The 24415-nt window shown below is 34.0% G+C and carries 16 protein-coding genes and 1 pseudogene; 12 read left to right on the plus strand and 5 right to left on the minus strand.

The window, feature by feature from the left end; translation table 11 throughout:
- Positions 1–23: 23 nt before the first annotated feature.
- The 5 genes and pseudogenes from IEX65_RS03630 to IEX65_RS03655 all read left to right on the plus strand — a co-directional run bounded on the left by IEX65_RS03630 (position 24) and on the right by IEX65_RS03655 (position 7405).
- Positions 24–1298 (plus strand): YdcF family protein, encoded by a 1275-nt coding sequence (locus tag IEX65_RS03630; RefSeq protein WP_188764648.1) that lies wholly within the window; start codon positions 24–26, stop codon positions 1296–1298.
- 901 nt (positions 1299–2199) lie between these two features.
- Positions 2200–3822: an alkaline phosphatase PafA gene (pafA, locus tag IEX65_RS03635; RefSeq protein ID WP_188764649.1), complete on the plus strand. Its 1623-nt coding sequence runs from the start codon at positions 2200–2202 to the stop codon at positions 3820–3822.
- Between the two features lie 119 nt (positions 3823–3941).
- Positions 3942–4738: pseudogene (locus IEX65_RS28005) on the plus strand (RteC domain-containing protein).
- Between the two features lie 215 nt (positions 4739–4953).
- Positions 4954–5223: a helix-turn-helix domain-containing protein gene (locus tag IEX65_RS03650; RefSeq protein ID WP_188764651.1), complete on the plus strand. Its 270-nt coding sequence runs from the start codon at positions 4954–4956 to the stop codon at positions 5221–5223.
- A 166-nt stretch (positions 5224–5389) separates the two neighbouring features.
- Positions 5390–7405 carry a toprim domain-containing protein gene (locus IEX65_RS03655; protein WP_188764652.1) on the plus strand — a complete coding sequence of 672 codons (2016 nt, stop codon included), beginning with the start codon at positions 5390–5392 and terminating at the stop codon, positions 7403–7405.
- Between the two features lie 195 nt (positions 7406–7600).
- Here the strand turns inward: IEX65_RS03655 and IEX65_RS03660 are convergent, their stop codons facing one another.
- From IEX65_RS03660 to IEX65_RS03675, 4 genes are all read right to left on the minus strand, one after another.
- A complete protein-coding gene (locus tag IEX65_RS03660) occupies positions 7601–7840 on the minus strand; it encodes a hypothetical protein (RefSeq protein ID WP_188764653.1) in 240 nt (79 codons plus the stop codon).
- A gap of 378 nt (positions 7841–8218) precedes the next feature.
- Complete coding sequence (locus IEX65_RS03665; RefSeq protein ID WP_188764654.1) at positions 8219–14305, minus strand: P-loop domain-containing protein; 6087 nt, start codon at positions 14303–14305, stop codon at positions 8219–8221.
- Positions 14280–16550, minus strand: a complete 2271-nt coding sequence (locus IEX65_RS03670; RefSeq protein WP_188764655.1) for a dynamin family protein — start codon at positions 16548–16550, stop codon at positions 14280–14282. The genes IEX65_RS03665 and IEX65_RS03670 overlap by 26 nt, the downstream gene beginning before the upstream one ends.
- A 770-nt stretch (positions 16551–17320) precedes the next feature.
- Positions 17321–17518 carry a hypothetical protein gene (locus IEX65_RS03675; protein ID WP_188764656.1) on the minus strand — a complete coding sequence of 66 codons (198 nt, stop codon included), beginning with the start codon at positions 17516–17518 and terminating at the stop codon, positions 17321–17323.
- 70 nt (positions 17519–17588) lie between these two features.
- Here IEX65_RS03675 and IEX65_RS03680 point away from each other — a divergent pair, with 70 nt between their 5' ends.
- The 7 genes from IEX65_RS03680 to IEX65_RS03710 all read left to right on the plus strand — a co-directional run bounded on the left by IEX65_RS03680 (position 17589) and on the right by IEX65_RS03710 (position 22348).
- Positions 17589–17861, plus strand: coding sequence for a hypothetical protein (locus tag IEX65_RS03680; protein WP_188764657.1), 273 nt, complete (start codon positions 17589–17591; stop codon positions 17859–17861).
- Positions 17862–17906: 45 nt separating this feature from the next.
- Entirely contained in the window at positions 17907–18566 is a 660-nt protein-coding gene (locus IEX65_RS03685; protein WP_188764658.1) for a hypothetical protein, read from the plus strand.
- 88 nt (positions 18567–18654) lie between these two features.
- The gene (locus IEX65_RS03690; protein WP_188764659.1) at positions 18655–19482 is read left to right on the plus strand and encodes a DUF932 domain-containing protein; all 828 of its coding nucleotides are present in this window, start codon (positions 18655–18657) and stop codon (positions 19480–19482) included.
- 194 nt (positions 19483–19676) lie between these two features.
- On the plus strand, positions 19677–20390 hold the full coding sequence (locus IEX65_RS03695; RefSeq protein ID WP_188764660.1) for a PD-(D/E)XK nuclease-like domain-containing protein: 714 nt from the start codon (positions 19677–19679) through the stop codon (positions 20388–20390).
- Positions 20390–20776: a hypothetical protein gene (locus IEX65_RS03700; RefSeq protein WP_188764661.1), complete on the plus strand. Its 387-nt coding sequence runs from the start codon at positions 20390–20392 to the stop codon at positions 20774–20776. Before IEX65_RS03695 ends, IEX65_RS03700 begins: the two co-directional genes overlap by 1 nt.
- Positions 20777–21289: 513 nt before the next feature.
- Positions 21290–21652: a hypothetical protein gene (locus tag IEX65_RS03705; protein ID WP_188764662.1), complete on the plus strand. Its 363-nt coding sequence runs from the start codon at positions 21290–21292 to the stop codon at positions 21650–21652.
- A 531-nt stretch (positions 21653–22183) separates the two neighbouring features.
- A complete protein-coding gene (locus IEX65_RS03710) occupies positions 22184–22348 on the plus strand; it encodes a hypothetical protein (RefSeq protein WP_188764663.1) in 165 nt (54 codons plus the stop codon).
- On the opposite strand, the gene IEX65_RS03715 is transcribed toward IEX65_RS03710, so the two are convergent.
- A complete protein-coding gene (locus tag IEX65_RS03715; RefSeq protein WP_188764664.1) occupies positions 22345–24279 on the minus strand; it encodes a T9SS type B sorting domain-containing protein in 1935 nt (644 codons plus the stop codon). The two genes, IEX65_RS03710 and IEX65_RS03715, sit on opposite strands and share 4 nt — an antisense overlap.
- Between the last annotated feature and the right edge of the window lie 136 nt (positions 24280–24415).

Below are 24415 nucleotides of genomic sequence, written 5' to 3' on the forward strand. Positions count from 1 at the left end.
TAAAACTATAAAACCGTTTTCAGATGAAACATTTTCTTAAAATTTTATTCTTTTTTGGGTTGTTAATGAGTAGTTTTGGTGGTAACCTTTTGGCTCAAAACAATTTTTTTCAAAAAAGCTATGTGCCTCTTAAAAGTCAAAATCCAATTGGTGATAGAATTTTTTATTTTTATACTTTGCTTCAATATGTGCCAGAAGTAGCTCAAACAATCAATAATGATGTTTTTTTTAAGAAATTAACCAATGAAAAGATAGAAACTTTTAAAAATACTGTTTATAAATGCGATGAACAAACGGCTTGTTTTATTGACAAGGTATTATGGTCAGATGCTGAGAAAGAAACGATTGCGAGTGAATTCAAACGCTTGTATCAAACGTCAAAAGCATTAAAAAATTTAGTAAACAATCACCTATTACCAAGTGGTTATTTTGAATTATATAAAAATGACACAGGCGAAGAAATAGTAGCTAAGGCGTGGAAAGATGCTGCCAATGCTTCTAATTACATCATAAAAGCCTATGCTTTAAACGATGGTTTACTCTATCCCAAAATTGATTCAGCTACTTATGAGGTCAAAAGTAAGTATTACCAAGACTTACTCAATCAATTATTCAAAAAAGAAGCGATTTATGAGGGAAAAGGATATAAGTTTTTTTTCCAGTCTTCATTAAGTATGGCAACACTTTTACTCGAAATAAACAACCGAGATGAAGCCATTAGGTTTCGCCCATTAAGTTTAACCAATAGTCAAGCATACCAAAAAGCCAAAATCACTACTTGGAATAAATACCCCTATACCGCCATTTTGGTATTGGGCGAAGGGCCAGAATACGCCAATATTCCGTTAAGTCCACACGGAAAGTTACGTTGTCAAATTGCCGCTGCAAAATATAAAGAAGGTACTGCACCATTTATTATTGTGAGTGGCGGGCAAGTTCACCCATTTCAAACCCCTCATTGCGAAGCCATTGAAATGAGAAAATACCTTATTGAACATTGCGGTATTCCTGCCACAGACGTTATTGCAGAACCACACGCCCGACATACTACCACAAATTTTAGAAATGCCAACCGTATTATATTTGGCAATGATTTTCCGACCAACGGTAAGCTGATGCTTATTACCAGTAAATCGCACTTAGATTATCTTACCAATGAGAATTTCAATAAACGGTGCATCAAAGAATTGGGATATATCCCCTACACATCACTCAAAAGATTAGGGCAGTACGAAGGCGAATATACGCCAAATATAACCTCTTTGTACCTAAATAGCTTAGAGCCACTTGACCCGTAGGGAGCTTTAATAATCGGAATTGCTTTTGCATTGACTTTCAAATATGAACACGCTGTAGAAAACAAATAATTTTAAATAATTTACAAGAAATGAAATTTTTATTGATACTGCTAACCTGATAGAAATTGTGGGAACACTGTAATTAGTTATTTTAGATAGCGTAAATGCCAACCAATCGCTAATGGAAAAGAAGAAATTGCAAGCACGCAAATAATGGAGCATTACAAAAAGATATGCAGCTTAGTAGATAGCGACGTGAGTGCTGAAGTCATTGCTACTGATTTTGAAAGAATGATTATCGAAGGAGAAAAATTAGCTACGTTGAGTGGGTAAATTGTGGAGATAGTACCCATGAAAAAAATGATATAAAGACCATTTAATGTCTTTCATATAAGAGAATAAAGACCTATTATTCATTGATATTTTCTTCGAGCCAAACCTTTTTTACTCCCAAAGTAGTAGCTACTTATACTTTCTTATTAATAGGTTGTCTTAATGATACATCAGATTTATCTCGAAAATCAGAACTATTTATGATAATTATGGCTATGAAACCCAAATCTCAGCAGCATCTACTCGTTATACGCTGCACATCATATGATTGTGTAAAAATTGGAGTGGATGTCATAACAGGCCTATTGCAAGCCATTGGAGGCTTATTTTCTCATCCACTAACTGATATTGTGCTGAGTATATTTTTAGCTAATTATCAAAAAGTTAATGTACGAAGTTAATGGATATTATCGCTTGTTTATTAAATACGTTCATCAAGTAAAGAGAAGTATTTATTTAGTAATATTTAGAATGTATAAATGACGTTAATTGCTTGATTATAAGTTGATTTTTCTTTCGATTTATCATTACAAGTTTAAAATTTTACATTTCCTTAAAAGCGTTTAACATGAAAACAATATTGATTTTTACTGTTTTTTTTCTGATAATTTGCTCTAAAAGCTTTTCGCAAGCAAAGGAACAACCTAAATTAGTTATAGGTATTGTTGTTGACCAAATGAGAGCCGAGTATTTATATAGATTTCAAAAGAATTATTCGGAAAATGGTTTCAAGAAATTAATAAATGAAGGGTTAAATTTAAAAAATGTCCATTATAATTATGTTCCAACCGAAACAGCACCAGGCCATGCTTCAATCTATACTGGTACAACACCTGCTAACCATGGAATAATTGCGAATAATTGGTTTTTGAGAGATAAAAACAAAACAATTTATTGCGTAGATGATAGTTTGGAGCAAATTATTGGAAATGAAACTGTAAATAATAAATCAATAGGTGCTTCTCCTCGAAACTTATTGGCAAGTACATTTACTGACGAGTTAAAGCTTTTTTCAAATAAACGCTCAAAAGTAATAGGAATCTCATTAAAAGACCGAGGAGCAATATTACCAGTCGGACATTTGGCTGATTTTGCTTTCTGGTATGACGAACGAACTGGAAACTTTGTAAGTAGTACATTTTATAATAAAAAAATCCCTAATTGGACAAGTTCCTTTAATGCTCAAATGTTACCAGATTTTTTTCTAAATAAAACTTGGGATTTACTTCTTCCAATCGAAAAATATATCAATAGTAATAATGATGATGTGACTCTTGAACGAATATATAAAGGAAAAATTAATGCTACTTTTCCATATAATTTGAAGCAGTTAAAAGAGCAAAATGGTGGTTATCGTATTTTAGCTGAAACACCTTTCGGAAATACACTTCTTACTGATTTTGCTATAGAGACAATTAAACAAGAAAAACTTGGTAAGCATTCCGATATAGATTTTTTATCTATAAGTTTTTCAAGTACCGATAAAGTAGGGCATGATTTCGGTATTCGTTCAAAAGAATTGGAAGATACATATTTACGGTTAGACCGAGATTTAGCACGATTAATAACTTTTTTAGATACTCAAATTGGGAAAGAAAAATACATTCTTTTCCTAACAGCAGACCATGCTTCCAGTGATAATCCTGACTTTCTAAAAGAGGTGAATGTAGCATCAGGCTTTTATGATACTGATTCGCTAAAAACATATTTGAACAATAAACTATTTCAAGACTTCGGAATAAACAATTGTATTAGTTATATGGATAATACTCAAGTTTATGTAAATAATCAAGTACCTGATAAACAAAAACTATTAGCAAAAACGGAAGAATACCTTTTTGGCTTAGATGGTATAAAGAATATATTTATCCCAAGTTTTAAGAATCAATCATTATTAAATAACGATTTAGGTTCATTCATAAAAAATAGTTTTAATCATAATCGTTCTGGTGATATATACATCCAATTCTATCCAGGTTGGATGCGAAACTTGAAATATGGAACTTCGCATTATAGTGCTTACAACAATGACACACATGTACCTTTAATATGGTATGGAGGCAATATTAAGAAGGGAGAATCAATAAAATATTACTCAATAACAAGTATTATTCCATCGCTATCTTTGTCGTTAGATATTCCATTGCCCAATGAAGCAAGCGTTATACCTATTGAGGAATTATTCCACTGAAGCATAAAAAACTCTTATGTATAACCTTTTTAAGTTATTAAATATACACTAAAACTCCTTTCAAGTAAGGATTTACACCAATTCAAATATATTGTTGTATGAACAGCCTACTAAATTCGATGATAGAAGAATTAAATATCATTGACGAAGAAAACCAAATACACAAATCTCTAAAAGCAATTAATGTCTGCCAAAAATTCTTAAAAAAACTAAAAGTTCATATCCAAAATAACCCTTTTAAAAACATAGAAGAAGAAATCTCATTTTTCAAGACGACTAAACCTAAATTCTTATCACAACTTATTTTTCATGTAGAATGCTATCATATTGAATTCAAAAAACCTCCTATAAATAATGAGTTGATAAAAGAATATTACCTAAAGGAAATAAAAAAAATATACCGATTTATCAAGGATAATGATGAAATATATAATTACCTACGTTCTGAAGGAAATGCTTTTGACCAGCAATTCTTTGTCAGAAGACATGAATCAGACGAATTATCTCTCGAACTAAGTTTTGCTTTGATAACACATTCTCAACGGCACTGGATTTTAAAGTCGCAAAAATTTTTGCTTATGAGTTGTTAATCACTTATGTACAAACAGAAATTACGAAACTTGATAAAAATACTCAAAATGCTTTTCCTGTTGGATTGGTAGGCACCTATCAGTGGACGGATAAAAAGATTGACTTAGTAGAATTAATTTATGCTATACATACTGCCACAAGCATCAATAAAGGAAAAGTAGAGTTATCCGAAATCGCCGATATTTTTGGACAGGTTTTTAACAAAGACCTCAGCAATATCTATCGAATTTACTCCGAAATCAAAAACAGGAAAAATCCAACTCAATATTTAGATACTTTAAAAGAATCATTACTTGAAAAAATTGATGAAGAGCTGGGTAATTAGTCTTACATTCATCTACCACTTTTCAAACAAAATATATTCATTTTATTGACTGTCAAACTTTTCTTATGTCAATTGATAGTTAATCGTGTCAAAAAAAATGTTTTTCCTACATACCACTACATACTGAATTCAAAGCCATTATACTATCGAAATTTGCATACATAATTGTACAATTATGTATGCTTTTTCACAAAACAACTTATTTTAATCAAACAATGGCTGTAGAAATTATAACAAAAGAAGACTTACTGCAATTCAAACACGACCTCCTTACTGAATTAAAAAATGTAATCAGTAACCCTGCAAACACCACAACCACCAAATACCTTCAGTCTTATGAAGTACGAAAACTACTCAATATCTCACCAGGTACACTCCAACACCTAAGAGTTTCGGGTAAACTACCATATACCAAGCTCGGAGGCAAAATGTTCTACGATTATCAAGACATTAAGAAAATGCTTGAAAAAGATAAGGTTAAATAACACTTTAGGAACAAAGAAGATAAATCCTCAATCAAACAAAATGGCTAAAGTATTCTGAGTAAAACATCCTCCTTCTCCTCGAAGGAGAAGGGGGATACACACATTCTCAAAGGAATTTACATCACCTAATGGACACATCTCCTCGTCCATAACAACACTATCAAGTATGACAAAAAATGAAATTTTGGGCAAAACCCAAGGTGGCCTTACTGTGTTCAAACATTTCTTACCAGTACAATTTAAAATCGGAAAGAGTTTTCTAAATCCTTTCTATCAAGATACCAAAGCATCATGCAATATCTACCTTGATAAAAAATCGGGTATCTATAAAATCAAAGATTTTGGTGATAATCGTTTCAATGGCGACTGTTTCTCTTTCGTGGCTGCTCTCAATAATCTAAACATTGCAGACCGAGATGATTTCAAAAAAGTAATCAACATAATCAAGCAGGAAGTACTGCTAAACAGTGCTTCCAAGCCTATGCCTAATCCAATACCTATAATCAAAGAAACCCCAGAAAATACATCAAATAGCATCGAACAAATAACTTTCAAAGACTTATCGCAGGCCGAACTAAGTTTCTGGCAAAAATATAACATTACCCAAACTGTCTTAGAAACCTTCAATGTGAATAGCATCCAAAGTTTCATTGCTACCAATAAGAATGGCAAACAATACACCATTCAAAGTACTGAGACAGAGCCCATATTTGGCTATAAGCACAAACATTTTATCAAAGTTTATCGCCCAAATTCCGAACTACGTTTTCTCTTTTTGGGTGAAAAGTCCGATAACTATGTTTTCGGACTTGACCACCTGCCACCACGTGGTGATGTACTTTTTATCACTGGCGGAGAAAAAGATGTCATAACATTACACGCTCATGGCTTCTTCGCAATCTGCTTCAATTCCGAAAATGCAACCATCCCTCCCGAAGTGGTTCGCAAACTATCATACCGTTTTCGCCACATAGTTTTATTATACGATGTTGACCAAGCAGGACTTGATGCAGCCACATATCACCAACAAAAACTAAAAGATTTCGACATCAAAGTAATGCTCCTACCACTTTCTGGCATAAAAACAGAAAAAGACATTTCCGACTTTTTCCGACTCGGCCATACTGCTGAAGAACTAAAAATACTCTTCAATCAATTACTCGAAAACTTATACGCCCAGACTTTCGCCATGCTCAAGTCATGCGAAATTGATTTCAAACGCCCTCCAAAAATCCCCAAACCCTTAGTAACCATAGCAGGCGTAACCATCGGCAGCCAAGGCAATCTATTGGGAATCACAGGCAACGAAGGCTCAGGGAAATCCAATTTCCTCGGTGGAATGATTGCAGGAGCATTAGCCCAAGCAGGTCAAAAAGTAGATAGTTTGGGTACACAAGTTTTACCCAACCTGTCAGGCAAAGCCCTACTTTATTTCGATACTGAGCAATCCGAAGACCAGCTCTACCGAAACCTCAACTACATCTTGCAACGTTGCGAATTAGATGCTCCACCCGAATGGTTCAAAGCATACTGCCTCATTAATTTGAGCCGCCGAGAACGAATGCACGTCATTATGCAATCTGTTGATAAATTCCATCATCAATTTAATGGTGTTCATGCCGTTGTCATTGATGGCATTGGCGATTTAATCGGCAGCCTAAACGACGAACGAGAAAGTGTAAACCTCATCGAAGAGCTGCATCGAATGGCCGGCATTTATCAAACCTGCATCGCTTGCGTATTGCACCTCGTACCAAGTGGTGTCAAATTACGTGGACACCTCGGCTCAGAACTTCAACGTAAATCAGCGGGAATCCTTTGCATCGAGAAAGACGAAAACACCGATATAAGCTGCATCAAAGCCCTAAAAGTACGTTCGGGTAGTCCACTTGATGTGCCACTGATTCAATTTGCATGGGACAAAGAAAAAGGCTACCACGTACACATTGGAGAAAAACCAAAAGAACACAAACAGCAGAGGAAAATTGACGACTTAACAAATGCAGCCACCGAACTATTCAAAGACAAAGAAAAAATAAACTATTCTCAGCTAATGAATTTCTTAGCCGAAACAATGGGCGTAACCGACCGAATGGCAAAAAACTACATCCGTTTCATGCAAGAACATGGCATCATCGAACACACCCCAATCGGCAAAGACTACCAATTATGCCAAACCTAACAATAATACAAAACTTATCAAATAATACAACGGTGGTAGAGCATAACTATAGTAGCAGAGTGACAATGGTTGAGCAACGACGGAAAGGCATCGGTGGCTGAGCGAAGCCGAAGCCAGCCGAAGGGGGTGGGGGGATGTAAAAAATTTGGGAAATCAGGGAAATCACTTATTAGGAAACTTCCCAAATTTCCCAAACTAATTCTGCTCAATTCCACCCAATAAATCATTCTTAATGCGAAGCAAATCAAAATCAGTTTTAGCAGTAATTTGATTAATAATCTCCTGACCAATAGATATTAAATCTTGTTTTGCAGTAGCCGAAAATAGCTTTTCGGCACTTTGTTGGCCACCGACACCATTTTGGATAAGTACACTAAGAAGCAAAGCATTTTCAGGCGAAACCTCCAATGAAATATTTATTTTTTGATTGACCATACCCCAGAAAAAATAAGCGTGAGTCGCCACCTATACTTGCACCTGAGGCTCTGGTAAGCCCTGTAACAAAGCAAAGTAACGCCCACGCATAGCATGGGCGTTTATACTTCACTTCCCTGTTACATTAATTTACCAGATTTCAGATGCAGGAACTTCAGCTAAACGCTAATCAATATGTTAGAAAATCACTGTTTTTTTATCTATACGAATCAAATTTTATCGTGTAAAGTTATGAAAATTGTATCATTTTTTGCTAAATATTATCAAACAAAACCATCTTATGAATAAATGTTGATGGATTTTTACCAATGGTTGTCCCGATGAAAAATCGGACAGATTATATAGCTTGGTTTTCTTCTAATAACTAAAAGCATATTCTTACAATATTATTGAAGTACTCGATGCAGATTTTTCAGACCAAATATTATCTTGATTTCTTTGTTTACGGATGAAAATAGTATGGTGTTTGAGTTTAAATTTGTTTTTTAATTGCTCAAAGGCCTTATTTGAAGCTATCACATACCATCCTGCACCCGCCTCGCTTTTAAAGTGTGGAGGTTTAGTAAAAGTATTTCCATCAATCCAAAATTTGGATTCAACCATTAAATTTCCATCTTTATCCTGCCATCTAAAAAGTCCTTCTTTACACAATTTCCACCCCATTTGAATAGCAATAGCTGGATTAAAAACTACCCAATATGAAGACCTTTCAGGGCATAGTTGTATAAAATTGCTTGCATTCAAAATGATTAAATCTCGGTCAGTTAATTGTAAATTCGAATAATCTTCAATTAAACGATGATTCACTTGTTCAAATGGAAAATGAGGATTATAAATTTGTCTGTTCATCCTTGAAATAAATGTATTTCTTGCTTCACATTCTAAATCATTCCCTAAGCATCTAATAAAACTTGATTCAGCAATAATAACAAAATCATTATATTGATACTGGTAATTATCAAGATTTTGTCCAACGTTTAAATACCAGTCATCTTTCAGGTGATAGTGAGATTTGTCCCCATATTCTTTAAACCCTTCATGAATGATTCCGTTAATAAATTTTGGTCTTTGGTGGATTTCAATTTTGGGATAGTCTTTATCTATTGAGTTGGTCAAATAATCGAAAATCTCAACAAACTCTTGCTGAATGAATCCTAAATCATAAATTTCTTTTAACAATAAATTATTAGCAATTTTTGCAATGATAAATCCTAATATAAAGCGTCTTGATTCTATTTCTAAGTATTGTGGTGTTTTGATAAAGTAATTTTGAAACTCTGGTTGTATTTCGATTATTTGACAGATTGATAGTATTTTACTCTCCCAAACGTGTTCACCAAGGCCCAATATGTCCGATAAAACTCTAACAATATTTTCAGACATATTTAATATATCTTCAATTTGTACCTCTTCATTTTTAAATCTAATATTGAAATCATTAGATTTTTCATTTTGTAGAAGTAATTTATTCCTATAAAGTTTCCAGTTCGATTCTTTTTGAAAATGGCTTATGTACTCCTCTTCGTAATCTGTATATTCGTATAATAAATCTTTAGCCTTATTGCTCACTTCAAAAAGTTTTGACTTAGTTAAAACCCTAAGCTCGTCAAAGAAGTTTTTTAATACCTCATTATTTGCTGCCGAAGTGCAATAAAGAATTTGAATTGAATTTAGCTGGCTTTTATATGTACTTTCAAGACAATATGTTTTCAATCGTACTATAAACCCCTCATTACCTTCCGAAAGACATTTGATATAAATAGCTATTGCGGTTTGTGAAAGAGTTAGCACATTTTGGTCAGAATAGAACAAAAGTAAATCTGCAATTACATAATCAAGGTCTTTTTTCTGTTGGCTAAATTTGGGTAAGTTTGTATTTATATCGGCGGTGGCAAGCAATCTTTTTAAGTATGATTCCATTTCTTGCCAAACATCTTTCACATGATAATTAGGGTAGATTACTTCTAATATTTTCTCAATTTCAAATAAATCACTCGAATGATTATCTACTGTCTTTGCTGAATAATCTGTAAAAGCCTCTTTTCTTGCTTTTTCTCCATCAATTTCTATCAAAAGTCTAAACGCTTCTAACCTTTTTGCTCCATCGTAATGATGCAACCAAGTATTACTCGAACTACTTAAAATTTGGTAAGTAATTTCTTTACCAATAGTCGTAAAACCTTTTTTAATTGAAAGAGAGGCTAAATCGAAAAACAATTTTTCTCTTTCGTAGCTTCTTCCCTTCAAAAAATCAAATAATTTGCGAATATTAGATTCATTAAGGTAGTTTTTCTGCTTTTCAAAGACAGGTTGCCAGTCAAATTCATTAGAATACGAATTATCTTGCTTTATGAAATACGCCCAAATATCTTCAAATGAATTTATTGTATCATTGACTTCATCAACATTTAATTCTTTACCATCATTTAGTTTCAGATTTTTTGGTTGTTTTTCTTCTAATGTTGGTTTCAGTATTTCTAAATCTGTTTCAAAGTCAATTCCAAAATCAATGAGGACTTCATAATACAACTCCCTAAACTCCGAAATCGGGTTGACAGATAAATAATATCGAAGTTTATTGAGAAAATTATCATATTGATTAACTGCAAATATTGCCTTTGCACGAGTAATTATCTTTTTTAGTAAGTCAGTATCACTATACCGATGGGTATAAATAAACAGTTTACCCCAAACATCAAAAAGTATATAGAAGTTATTTTGGTTGGTATTTTTTAGAGCAGTTTCTATAAATAAACTTAGAGACGAGCTATATCCGATTAAGTCTTGTTCTAACTGCCATTTTAGTTGGATTACACCATCTAATAAATTGATTCGTAGTATTTCTTTTAAAAGTGGTTCAGAAATATCCGTTCCCGCATTTTCGGTTGTTCTTTCTACATGAGAATTGATAGAATTTAACCATTCAAGCCTTAAATATGCCTTTTCAGGTTCAATCTTGTTAATTTTCTCTATCCATTTCATCCAAAATTGAATCTGATAGTCTTTTCTGTACCCAACACCAAGAGATTCTTTGTAACTATTCAACAACCATTCTTTCGCTTTGTCATTTTCTCCCAATTCAGCCCAATACCCTGATAATTTTAAGGATTGCTCTATGCGTCCATCCAAACCAGATTCTTGTTTGACGGATTCTTTACCAAATTCTTGTAAATATATTTTTACTTCATTTTTGTCTAAACCTATCCGATATAGTTTTATCAGAATTGTTATTTTAAAATCAAAACTTCCCCAATATTTCGGATATTCTTCGAATTGTTGTAAGTAAAACTTCCAAAGTTTTTGTATAGAATCAATATCGTATAGGCTGACAATGTTAATCATAAGCAAAACGGTATCTTTTTTCCTATCAACAATTTCTCTCCAAGTTCTATGACGAAACCTGTCATGGTCTTGATAAAAGTAGCTTACTATCGGACTAATTCTACGAATATCAATTTCGGTGTTATTTTCTGATTCAATTCTTAACTTAGCCAAGTAGTAAAAGATGCGTTCAAACTCAATACCTACATTTGTTTCAGCATCTTTTGTTAAAGAAAACACCTCAGAAAATTTGATTTCTTTTCCAAATGTAAGTTGTAAGACCAACATTTTGTATAATAAAACCTCATTAGGCTTACTCTCATCAATATTATATTCAAATTTCAATCGAGGTAGCTCAACATTTTCAATCAATTTCAAGATTGTTTCTTTGTCATTCGACACCCTAAATACAAGGTAGGCAACCCTTATTTTGTGTGCATCAACAAAAGTATTATCTTTTTCCAAGTTCAACAGAACAGAAAGCATTTGTTGGGCTGAATTTTCATCTTTTTCGTCAATAAAATAATAGACTACTTCTTCTAAAATATTGATGTAGAAATTCAAATTTTCTTTGATTGAAAAATCAAGACAATTTATAAAATCTTTAATTTTCTCACTTTCTTTTGTTTCAATGAGAAATTCCAAAAGACGATTTATTAATTCACTTTTTAATTTTACACTATCTTTTACATAGTAATCGTTATGCGGGGTTTCATCTTCTCTTTCGATTTTAAGATTTTTTATTTGATTAATTACTTCTGTAATCGAGCTAAAATAGTGTACTATTAGAACCCACTCTTTTAATAACTCTTTTATTTCCTCCCTAAAACCAAAGCGTCTATTTTCTGAAATAAAAATACTATTTTCATTAACTTCAACTGGCTTTGCCATTCTATAAAGTAGTTTTGCATCAGTCTTTTTACCATTTGCATAATAGAACTGTGCTAACTTCATTTTTGATTTAAGAGTCTTTATATCATCAGAAGGCAAGAAAAGGTATTGTTTCAATATATCATTTTCAATGATTTCTGAGGAAGAATCAAAAAAAGTATCTTGATTAAAACTCCAAGCTCTTCTCGAAAATTCAGCAGAAAAGAAAGCAAATCGTAAAAGCAACTGTAAATCCTGCCTTTCAGCAGCAATATGTTGCCCCATACGCAAATCTTCAAAAACAAAATAATATGGTCGAAAACATTCTAATTGCTTATCAAAATAATCAGAGTTGGCTATCGAAATAAATTCATCAAATTGTTTAGATTCGAAAAGATAATACAGCCTATCAAATTGAAAAGTAAGAACGGCGGAAGATTTACTATATTCTGCTAATTTTTGATTTAACTCTAATTCTATGGACTCATCAAATATTAAATCAAATTGGTTTACAGCGGTCTTTTGTAGCAAAAATTGTTTAAAACTATTATGAAAGATTGTCCAAACATCAAATGTTTTATCAAAAAACTGATTTATAAAGTATGATAATTGTGATTGAACTTCTTTACTAACTTTCCATTCATTTAATAATCTACTGTCAAATCCAAAACGCAGCCTTACGATTAAACCGAGTGTTTCAATCAGTTCAAACTTGTATTGGTAATCTCTCCAAATATTATCGTAATAGTCGTTTATATCACTAATTTGCTCAAATTGACTAAGTACAAACTCGATATCATCTGAATCTTTAATTCTCTTTAAAATAAAACTTAAATATAGTGGATGCCCCTCTGATAAAGCATAAATCCTTTCTTTTACATCAATGGTCAAAGGAATCGTTTTGTCAATTATTTGTAATATAACACTTTGAGATAAAGGCTTTACGGTAATGCTTCTCTCTGAATCATTTTGTAATTTTAGAATCGAAGGGTGAATATCAGTAAATTTATAAGTCTGACTACCAAGTACAATAAAAATGCCCTCTGGTATCGAATCTGTGGAAGGTAAATACTTGATAATACTATCATAAACCTTGTACTCTCTTGGAATGTGGTCTAAGCCATCAATGATAATAATTGTCTTTTCTCCTTTTGTTAAATATTCACGATGTAGAAGGTTTAATTGCTTGACAAAAGTAGCTTGAATCTGCTCAATGCTATCTTTGTATGGATAGACTTTTTCAGGGTAAAATCCCGTTTCTGCAATTTGAAATACCAAATCGAAAAATAAATTTTTAGCACTTCCCCTATCAGGGATATTTTGAATTTTATATAAGTTTGAAAAGGCATAGTATTTTACAACTCTTTCATTCCGAGTTTTAATCCATTCGGTAAGCAGCGTAGATTTACCAGTTCCGGGTTTGCCGCTTAATAAAACATAACCACCTGTGTGTTTTTCAATTGCTTCATTTAATTCAATAATAGTTTCAACATTTGGCGTGTAAATATCATAGTCAACAAAGAAATCGTGGTAGAATGTAGTAGATGTTTGTAGATTGAGGACTTTTAAAATTTCTTTCGAAGTAAATTTTACCTTGCTTTTGGGATTATGCAATTCTTCAAGAATAAATGATTTATAACGACTATAGTTGTTTTCAATTTGCCATTTATTTTTATCGTCGGAATAGTTTGGTCTTTGGGCATCAAATTCAAAAATGAAATTTTTAAGGAAATCATTAAAGTCATGTGCTAAAATGTTTAATTCGGACAATTCTTTTCTTATAAACTCATTCCAATCATCAGAAATCACTTCTCTGCTTTTTACTTTAGAGTAATAGTTAGTTAAAAAATCAGAGAAAGAACCAATGCTTTGTGTCCCTAATTTTAGAGTATCATCTTTTGAAGGTTGTTGAATGGTAATGATATATAAAAATATTTTTTTTAGTGGATTTTGCTCTTTGACAACTTTCCAACTATCTATGAAATCGGGTAGCAATTCTTTAAAGTTACGATAAGAAAATTTCGGCATTGAGTCCTGTACTGACCATTTCATTTGGTAAGCATGAACTTCATCTTTTGTAGCGTATTGAATATCATCTACAATTCCAACCGTCGAATCTCCAATCTTAATCCATTCAAGATTATTTTGAATTAAGAGCTGATAGGTTTTATCAACAAAAATCCCAATTTGCGGTTCTTTGCCCCCCAAATCTATTTTATCACCTTTTGCTGAATTTTTTATTGCTTTTTCACGCTGAAAATCCTGTGTATTCATCAATTTCTTTTTTGAGGTTTATTGTGTCAGTAGCTAAACCTTTTAAATCAATGAATGTTCTTTGATAAAGGTCTTTTTCGGCTTCCGAAACCTGATTCCCAAACTCTTTCATTTGGTTTTCTAAATCAAGTGTATAAGCATTAATTTTCCTTTGTGCATAATTGTAAATATCTGCTACTTGCTGGTCTATTGTACTGTAATAAACAGACTTAATTTTTGGAATAATTTTGTCAATTCTATTTTCTACCTCTTTATTTATTTTTTTGATTTGGTTTATTCTTCTGTCTTCTGCTCCAAAAATTAAATTCCCAATTAAAGAGATTACTCCAATAGCTAAACCACCAAGTGGATTTAGTAATGAACTTACTAAACCTGCAAATACACTTGTACCAAATAATGAAGTATAGTCAAAACTTGGTTTATTAAATCCTTCTATTTCTGAAATATCTACCACCTGTTGTTGATTATAATGGTATATATATTCCCTAAGTTGCTTGAAATTTGATTCAATTTGCTCATTTATCGTATTTTTCATAGCCTCTAATTGATATTGGTGTGTGTGATTGCAATTTTCAATGAGATTATTTACTCTTGTTCTTAAATAATCTCTAATTATATTTTCATCTGGAAGGGAAGTAGTTAAAGGAATACTTTGTAATTCAGAATCCAAATTTTTTAGCAAACTTGATTTAGCATTATCAATTTGAATAGTAAGTTGATTGAATAAGTTTTCCTTTTGAATAAATAAAGTATTGTGCAAAGAAGGTACTTTTTGTTGTATGTCTTTAATCATAGAATCTATTTTTCCTCTTGCTTCGTCATCTACCAATCGGCTTTTGAGAATTTCTTCAAAATTACTTATCGAATATTGTATTTCTCTGCATAATCCAGAAAGGTTTGTTAATCCATTTTTATTATTGTTTAAGATAAAAGACCATAAGTCTTTCTCTAAACTTTGTATAGAATCATAGTTTTGATTTTTTTGAGGTTTTGAAGTGGTACTTGTGAAGAAAATTTTACTCGATACCCTGTTTTCTAATTGATGCCTGTTTAAATCAATTTGAATTCGTTTTTTCAATTCTGAAAGTGTACTATCTGATAGAACATCTACTTTGTTGAAAATTAGAAAGAATTTGTCTGCCTCTGCTCCTAAAATATCAATATGCTCCTTTATATCTCTGCGAAAAATGAATCCACCTGTTTCGGCAGATGAGGCATCTATCAAGTATAAAATGACATTCGCTTTTGATGCTGCTTGATAAGCGTAGTCATAAATACTATCGTTAGGGTCGTCTAATCCCGGTATATCAAAAATCGAAATTCCACGTTCAAGCTGTCTATTTTTGGCTTTTATAGCTACCGTTTTTACTTTTTTATTATTATCTTGATTAAAGTCTTGGGAAGCAAACTGTTCTATTATTTTTGCATCAAGTGGATATTCTTCAATCTTACCATCAAGAAAATATACCGAAACATGTTCTTTTTTACTTGAAATAATCTGGATTGGTACTCCCGTTGTCTGAAAAAATCCAACGGGTGAGAGGTTCTTATTCAAAAGCCGATTAATCAAACTACTCTTCCCAGCACGAGAAGGTCCAGATATGGCGATGCGATAGATAGAATTTTCAATATTAGAATGTAAAGTTTCTGACGAAATTTTGTTGGTTTGAAAATCGAATCTACTTGCTATTGAATCTAAACATTCAATTTTATCTTGGCATAACTCCCTGATTCTAAAATATGTATCAGGTTCTATCAATTTTTTAGGTGAATTCTTAAAGTTATTCACATAATCCCTAATGGAATTTAATGTGTTTTTAGATAGAATATTCGACTTCGGAATATATAGAGATTTAGTTGATTGATTTATCCAATTTGGTTCTTTATCTAAATCTGAGATAAGTGAATCGTTAATCCAGATATAGTAAAATATGTCCGTTTCCAAATCTTCTAAAACGAGCATAACTGGAATATTGGTTCTAAACCACTCAATAATTTTCTTCGTTTCGATTTTAAATACTATCGAATCCCCTTGAATTTTAATGCGTTCGGTTGATTTTAATTGAACAGCGAAGTATTTGTTATCATTCCGATAATGTTCATCTTTTAAGGTATGCCGAGTTGTAGTTCCTACAAAGACATCAATACCATAGTCTTTAAAATTCCACGATGTAGTCCAAGGCTCTACTAACGCCTCAAAATCTCTTTTCGATTTAGCTTCTTTTAGATGTGAAGAAATTACCATAATTTACGTAAGTCGTATTAATAAGTTTACCCAAATTTATGTATTTTGAATAGAAAACGAGGGTAAACAAAATTATTTGTTTACAATAAGGAATAATTCATACGTCCCACCCACCAAACCACACCCAACGCACAGTCAGCTAAATAACCAACCATAACAAAGGCTTTTCAAAAGGCTAATCGTTGTTACGTTTGCCCATAGCCAACTTACCAAACGCACGGCTAACACACCCACCCGATTATTTTGCTTACACACAGGCTACCCGCAGCCTACCAAATCTTACTATTTCATGTTATTTCATAAATAAGATTCCGTAGGCCGCTCCTGCAATAAGGTAGCCATCATCTGCTTTTCTCCGTTGCCTGAGAGATGTCCACAATGGAATTGCGAAGGCAAAGAAAAGCAGACCATGGCTGACATAACATTCATAAAAACTTCCCTTGCTGCCTGCCAAATCCTAATGGTTTTCTAACAACCAAACTCGAAGCTCCCGTCAAACACTCTCAAAGAAAAATAAACCTCGAATTTACCTCACTGACACGCCCAATCCGAAAGCCGCCAACAAAAAGAGAACAGCAAAATTGCAGCCAGTAGCTTCTTGATAGACAAGGGTAAATAAACTCGTTTGTGCAACTTGGACTCACTCCGTTCGCCTACGTTTCCGCACTTCGCCCTTGTCTATCAAGCTACTGTCTGCATTCTATTTAGCGTTCTTTTTTGTTTTTGGCGGTTTTCGTTTTTGGGTTCGTCGTGCCAGCGAGGCAAATTTATCAGAGGTTTATCTCTCTTTGAGAGGTAACAGATTGACCTTCGGTCAGGGTCGCTTCGAGTTGAAAACCATTAGGCTTTAGCAGCCCACAAAAATTAAAAAAGGTGGCGATTTTTAGTTCTTTCTTTCCTCTTCCATTTACCAGCGAGAAGTCGAAGAAAAGCAAAAATACCTTATAAATCATTACCAACTCTTTCATATTTATTAAATGCCCCAATGTATGAAAAGAGCAACAAAATGCCCCTTTAGGGGTTAGGGGTTATACCAAAATGAAGACTTTTTACCTCCGTTCGATTTGTAGCAATTGGTTTTACTGCATAGCTGAAAATGCCTGTATTATCATTTTTAAAGCTACTTTTTATCCTTCAATCAGTCTTTGTGCAGTTTGTCCAACTGAGATTCATGACGACCTCGTTGAGTGTTCCGAATCGGAATATTTAGAGGTAAGAAACGAGGTTCTAAAAAGGCTAAATATCAATATTCCAAAGCATCAAATTCAAGATTTTTCAATACCAGTTTACCCCGACTATTCAAGTTTATAACAAGCATTTTTTAATCATTTTCAATATTTTAAACACTTTTCAATTATGTCAAATCGTAAATCAAACACCGCAAAAACAGCCCAAGCAACCAAATTGTATTTATTGCCACAAGTGGACAAAGAAACAGGCGAAGAAATTTTTGTTCCAAAATACAAATACATTCCAGGTTCGCCCAAGCAGTACCGTTACAACTCCCAAAATGGTCAGTTTAATATCAACGGTGAGCGTATTTTATTAGATGGCAAAGGTTCGCCAATTACTCAATTTAGTTTTCAACCCATTGCGTGGAGAATATTTGAAGCCCCAATGTTTGGCCGAGACCGTGCCGATAAGTGGTGTGAAATATTTTTCATCGACGACAAAAATTGTGTTTCGTGTATCATGTTCAACAATACCACATTGGAAGAACTCAATAAATTAGCCGAACAAATGTTTTACGATGATATTACTTTGGCTGATATAGTGCTAACCATGAAGCCCGAAAAAATCGAATCGAAAACCGAAAATAAATCTTGGTACATTGGGCGTTTTTCTTACGACTACGCAGAAAAAAATAAAGTTGCCGAACTCCAAGAATTTGCCAACGACTACCCAATTTTCAGACGTGATACAATCACAGAAACAGCCATCTATTTGGCAAAATCCGAAAATTTCCACATTCCACCCAAAGCAGAGGTTTTAGAAGAAGCCAAGCAAGCCGCCTAAAATTAAATTCATTAATTCACTATCTCATTCCTTTTAACTCCCTTCCCTATCAGGGAAGGGTTAGGGATGGGGCTAAACTTACAAACCAATGAAACCAACACAAAACACCATATCTTGGGAAATCGAACAAAAGCCCATCTATTCAAATAATAGCCAGTTAAGAAACTACCAAGCAATTTTTAGAAACGATAACGGTCAACTCCTAAACGTAGCAAAAACAAGCTACACACCAACCCCCAACCAAAGATTTGTAGAAGTAGTTGAAAAAATGCAAGAAATCACAGGTTTTCCGCTACAAACTTATGACGAGTTCGAGGGAGGAAAAAAGGTTTTAGCATTTCTTGAATGTACCGAAGCAATCAAAGTTTATGGCTATGATTTCAAAGATTATATGATTATCGGCAACAGCCACGACAGCAGCACAGGCTTTTTTATGGGTAATAGTTCAAAAATGATTCGTTGCTCAAATCGCTTTTCAAAAATCTTTCGCCAGTTGCAAGTACATCACACAAAAAACCATGATGGAAAAATTGATGGTTTACTCAGATACTTTGAAACGTATATGCGTGAACGTAAAGAATTATATATCAAAATGGCACGAATGCACACCGCCAAAATCGACAGCTCAATCAAAAAGGCATTAGTTGAGCGATTGACAAGAATGAACGAAGAGGAAAAATTGGGTATTGCCGAACTCTCACCAAGAAAAAGAAATCTAATTGATAACATAAACGCATCAATCGAAAGAGAATGCCTTGATTTAGGCGATACCGCTTTTGGACTTTTACAAGGCATTACGCACCACACAACCCACGTAAGAAAAAATAAAGAAGAAGTTTTTGGAAACGTATTAGGCGGAGCCGCCCGAATCAACGAAGAAGCATTTAGATTTTGTGAACAATTAATTGCTGCCTGAGCGTAGCCGAAGGTATGTATAAATTTTTAACGAAAAAAGGGCTTGTATTCAAAACCGAGTACAGCCCTAAAGAAATCTCAAAGTTTTATCATTTTGACGCTTTCGACAGCAAAGCAAATAGATTTGTCATTCTGACAAAAGACGTAGATTTCAAAACATTTGAATATATAGACTAATCATTTTTAATCAAAAATATGAAAAATAACATACAAATTAACTCCCCTTTAGGGGATGGGGGTTACCGCCAATATCCAGCAATTTCAAACAGCGATTTAACCGAATTCAGAGATTTTATTTTTGGAATCAAAAGGTTTAAACCAGTCAATGCTTTTGGCAGTGCCTTCCACGAGGTTTTATTAGAACCCAAAGCACCCCACATTTTCCCCGAATCAGTTGATAAAGACCAAATTTTGCATTTATCAAACAAAGTTCGAGAGAATAAATTTTGCAAATGGGCTTTACAATTTTCAAGAAAAGAACAAGGTTTTTTATTTGATGATGTCCAAACCAATTTACCCTGCAAAGCTAAAATTGATATGGTGTTAAGCCAAAATCTAATCGTAGATTTCAAAACCACCAGCCAACGAAGCGAAGCAGCTTTTCTAAAATCGTGCTTAGAATACGAATACGACCGCCAAGCAGCATTTTATTTAGATGCAGTTAGTACCTCACGCCGTTCCCTGAGCGAAGCCGAAGGGAGAAAAATAATGAAGTTTATTTTTGTAGGAGTTCAGAAAAAAGCACCTTATGATTTATATATTTTCGATACTTCAAAAGATGCAGCTTTTATCGAACAGGGTAGAAAAAAATATAAAGCCTTATTACGCAGATGGAAAGAAATGGGAGGCGTTCCTAATGCTTTTGTACCATCCACATGGAATATAGAACTTTTAAATCAAGCCGCCTAATGTTTGAAATATACTACAAAAAACTCCTCATATACCGTGAGGAGTTTTGGAAGCTAAACAGCCTAACGCTAAGAAACCGAAAACTTTCAACAATGGTACACGCAGCAAATATTTGCGGTATTGATTTGGTAGATTTTATTAGCGAATACGAAGGAGAAAAAGCAGAGTTACAATTTGCAAAAGCAAAAACCATTCTGCAAAAGCAAACTGAAAAGCAAACCGAGAAGCAGGCAGAAAAGCAAAAAGCAACTTTTAAATGTCCTTTTTGCGAATACTATGCAGAAAGTTCAAAAAGCCTTTCAGGACATTTGAAAAGACACAGCCCCAAGTATGAGGCGGGCGGCGTTCCGCTCTTCAATATGAAGACTCAAACAAGAGCAGTTTAAATATATAAATGAAAGCTTTATAAACCCCGATGCCTGAGCGAAGCCGAAGACATCGGGGGGCTTTTGCACAGCTTTCGCACCCACCCTCCAACCCTTCAAAATTTCTTTGCGATGGTCAAATAAGCTGATTTTTGCAAAAAGAATAATATCAAAAATCAGCTCATTTGACCCAAGAATCGGAAAGAAATTTACCAACCGCACCCACCCATCTCCACACGGCTCACACGCTTGATAAGGTATCTATCTACCTTTCCTCAGCTCAACCTCAGCTACATAATTGGGCATCCTCCTAACTACCTATCAGCAACAGCAAATTTACGAGACTGCCTAAGACAGCCGCAAGACCAAGCTCCGTTTGGATAAAAAATCTCCATCTCGTTGCTTAAATATCGAGATAGTATTTTTTATCCAAAGTCTTGCACCCAAGCCCTTTGGGTGGCTTAGGTAGCTCGTGTAGCATAGGCGTTGCTGATAGGTTTCAGACAACGTTTCACTTTCATAATTTCAATTAACATGAAAAATTTACTTTGCATTTTCGCCATTGCCATCGCTTCAAACAGCTTTGCCCAAGACACAACAAAAATCAGCTATCGAGGAAGAGACATCACCATGATAGCCTACAGCAATCCAACTCAAGATATAAAGCTAAAAGAGGTACAGCTTAAATGCGATTCACTACAAATGTCATCGACTTGTAACGTCGCTCAAATTTGGGAAATTGAAGATGGGCTAAATGCACGAAAGGGAATTATCTACAAAGCCCTACATAATGAAGAAATCAAAGAAGTACATCAAAATTCAAAGAAGTATTTCACAGTTTGTAGAGGTAACTACGATAAATACAAAGCATGTGTACAAAAGAACGGGGTGAAATAACCCCTTTTTTCTTCCTTTTCGCAAGGCAAACACACAGAAGCGGTTCGGAATAAATTACGTTTCTCCAATGCTTCTCCATACGCACATATTTACACACAAGTCACTTGCAATTTAGCCGTTGTGGTGGCGGTTGCAAGGGTACGCTACGCCAGTCTACTATTTAGCTAAGCAAAGGCAAACGCACCTTAAACCGTAGGCTGCCCTTGCAACCGAGGGGATAAACCCCGCCACCACTTTTGGGCTGCTTGTCATCTCCCGTTCCTTGCGTGTTGCTTGGCTTCCCGTTGGCGGCGGTTCCGCCATTTCTCCTTTTCTCATCATGTTCTTCGGTTGTTCCTTCGCTCTTTCGTTCCGTTTGTCGGGGCTTGGTTGTCCAGTTGTTGCTTGGGCTGGTTCTGCGGCCACTCGTCCTTTTGTTGCTGCGGCTGCTTTGGTGCCAGGTGTTCAGTGGGTTGCTGCCCAGCGTGTCACCTCTTCAGCTTTTCTCTTTGCAGTGGCTGGCCTTTTGCTTCCTCGTCCTGCCTTGGTTTCTTGGCTCGTGTCCTTTTCGGGCGTGATGGTCGTCTGCTCGGCGGGCTGGCGGGTGTTTCTGCTCCGTGCCTTGCTTGGCCGCCCAGTGGTTCTGGTTGGTGGTCCTATCTCGCTCGGGCTTTGGCTGCCATAGCTGGCCCAGGTGGGCAGAATCAAAAAAATTAATAAAGTACAGTTAATTTTCCTTCAATAGGAGAGAATCCAACCGTTTTTAAATCAAGTATATATATATATATCCCTACTGGTACAAGTTCATTTTTATATTTTCCATCCCATTTAATAGTGTTTCCTTTAGAGTAAAAAATGGGGTCTCCCCAGCGGTTATAAACGAATATTTCTGCATCAGGGTATTTGTCAAGATTGTAAACTTGCCAATCATCATTTTTACCATCATTATTGGGCGAAAAAGTATTAGGTAAATAGATGTTATCAGTTGAGCCAAAAGAAATACTCCCACATGATGTCTTTAGTGTAACTTTAAATTCTTCTGATTCTACTTCGCAATTACCTGTAGTATTTTTAACTTTTACAGTGTAATTACCAAATTCATATACGTTCAATTTTGAATCAGTTGCACCACTTATAGGGACTGTATTTTTTAACCATTGATAAGTATAATTTGGACTCTCAATCGTTTTTAAATCTAAATTATCTCCAATACAAATCTGGTAGCCCAAAACATTAGGGATGGAAATTGTAGGTTTAGGGTAAATTTTCAATAAAATATTATCCTTAACAGTAGGACAAGTAGGATTCGTAGATACCACTTTTGCTGAATAATCACCAGATTTATCAGCAATAAGAGATTTATCTTTTTTGATGAATCCTGAACCTAAATACCAATCAGCAGTTTGGCTTACATTCTCCAATTTTAGTAGAATTTTTTCACCTTCGCAAGCTTCCAACCTATCAGCGATAATTTTAACTTTTGAATTTAAATCTATAATTTTAACTTTTACTGGTTCTGACTCTGATTCTTCAGCACAAGTACTTTTAAATGATTTAACAACCCTATAAGTTCCAGAATCTTTTACTGAAATATTGTTTAATGCTGCATCTAAAATATTATCTAAATTATTTTTCCATTGAAATACCCATGTTGGGTCGTCTGATGTTTCTAATTTAATAGTTTGCCCTGCACAAATTTCAATAGTTTGATTTATTGGATTACCTTGGTAGGTTATAATTGGTTTAGATGGTGCTGTGGTATTTGGACAATTTAATACTGGTAGTGCATAATCACGAATATTACTTCCGACCTTAATCCCGTTTTTAAATTCTTCAACTAAAATTGCAAAGTTAAAGAAACCAGTTTCTGTGGGTGTAAGGCTTATAGTGCCTTTAGAATCAATACTAAGAGAGGGGTTCCCTGGTAATTGGTTATTTAATCCATAACCAGCAGCCCATTTGACAGGATAGTATGTAGTTTGAGGAGTAAAATTTACAAAAAAAGAATTACCATTTCCAGTATAGCCACTCAATGGTTCTACGATTTTATATTTTATTTCGTCTCCTTCAGCATCTGTAACATCCATCGTCATTTGAAATGGTTTGCCTTTACATAGATATTCTCCATTAGGTACTGTAAATTCGGGAGAAGAATAATTTGGGTATTTTTTTAGTGAAGGGAATTCTAATAATAAAGCGGTGGAGGCTAAACCAACATTGTCAATATTTGTAATTAATGGTGAACGACAACACCTATCAAAAATTAAATAATAACCTCCATCGTCATCATACAGATTTGGGTCGAGAAAAATTTCTTTTGACATTTTCTTAGCAAAAAGATGTATGTCAAAAAAATCAGCACAGGTTTTGTTTTTAAACGATAAATGCTTCGGGGTTTCTTGCTGTAAATCAATTTGCATCATCAATTTATTATCTCTTTTTCTATATAAAAGCACTATCTCTAATGGGTTATTTTCTGTAATTCCTTGTTTATGTTCATCGATGTACATGTGAAGAACTGCTTTATAATTCGGATTAGACTTACCTGTGCGAACCAAACTTAAGTCGGCACCAATAATATGTGATGCAAAACAATTTAAAATACAAAAGGACAAGTAGAAGATAGTAAGAATTAGTTTTCTGTTCATTGTGAAGATAAAAATTTAATTAAATCAGATAACTCGGAGAGAAATATCAATTTCACTTATCATCAAAATTAGTAGAGTTTAGATTTAAAAAAAAATGGTTTTAAGAAAAAAAATAAAATTTGACTTGACTTGATTA

This window comes from Emticicia aquatilis, assembly GCF_014644295.1.
GTDB classification, from domain to species: Bacteria; Bacteroidota; Bacteroidia; order Cytophagales; family Spirosomataceae; genus Emticicia; species Emticicia aquatilis.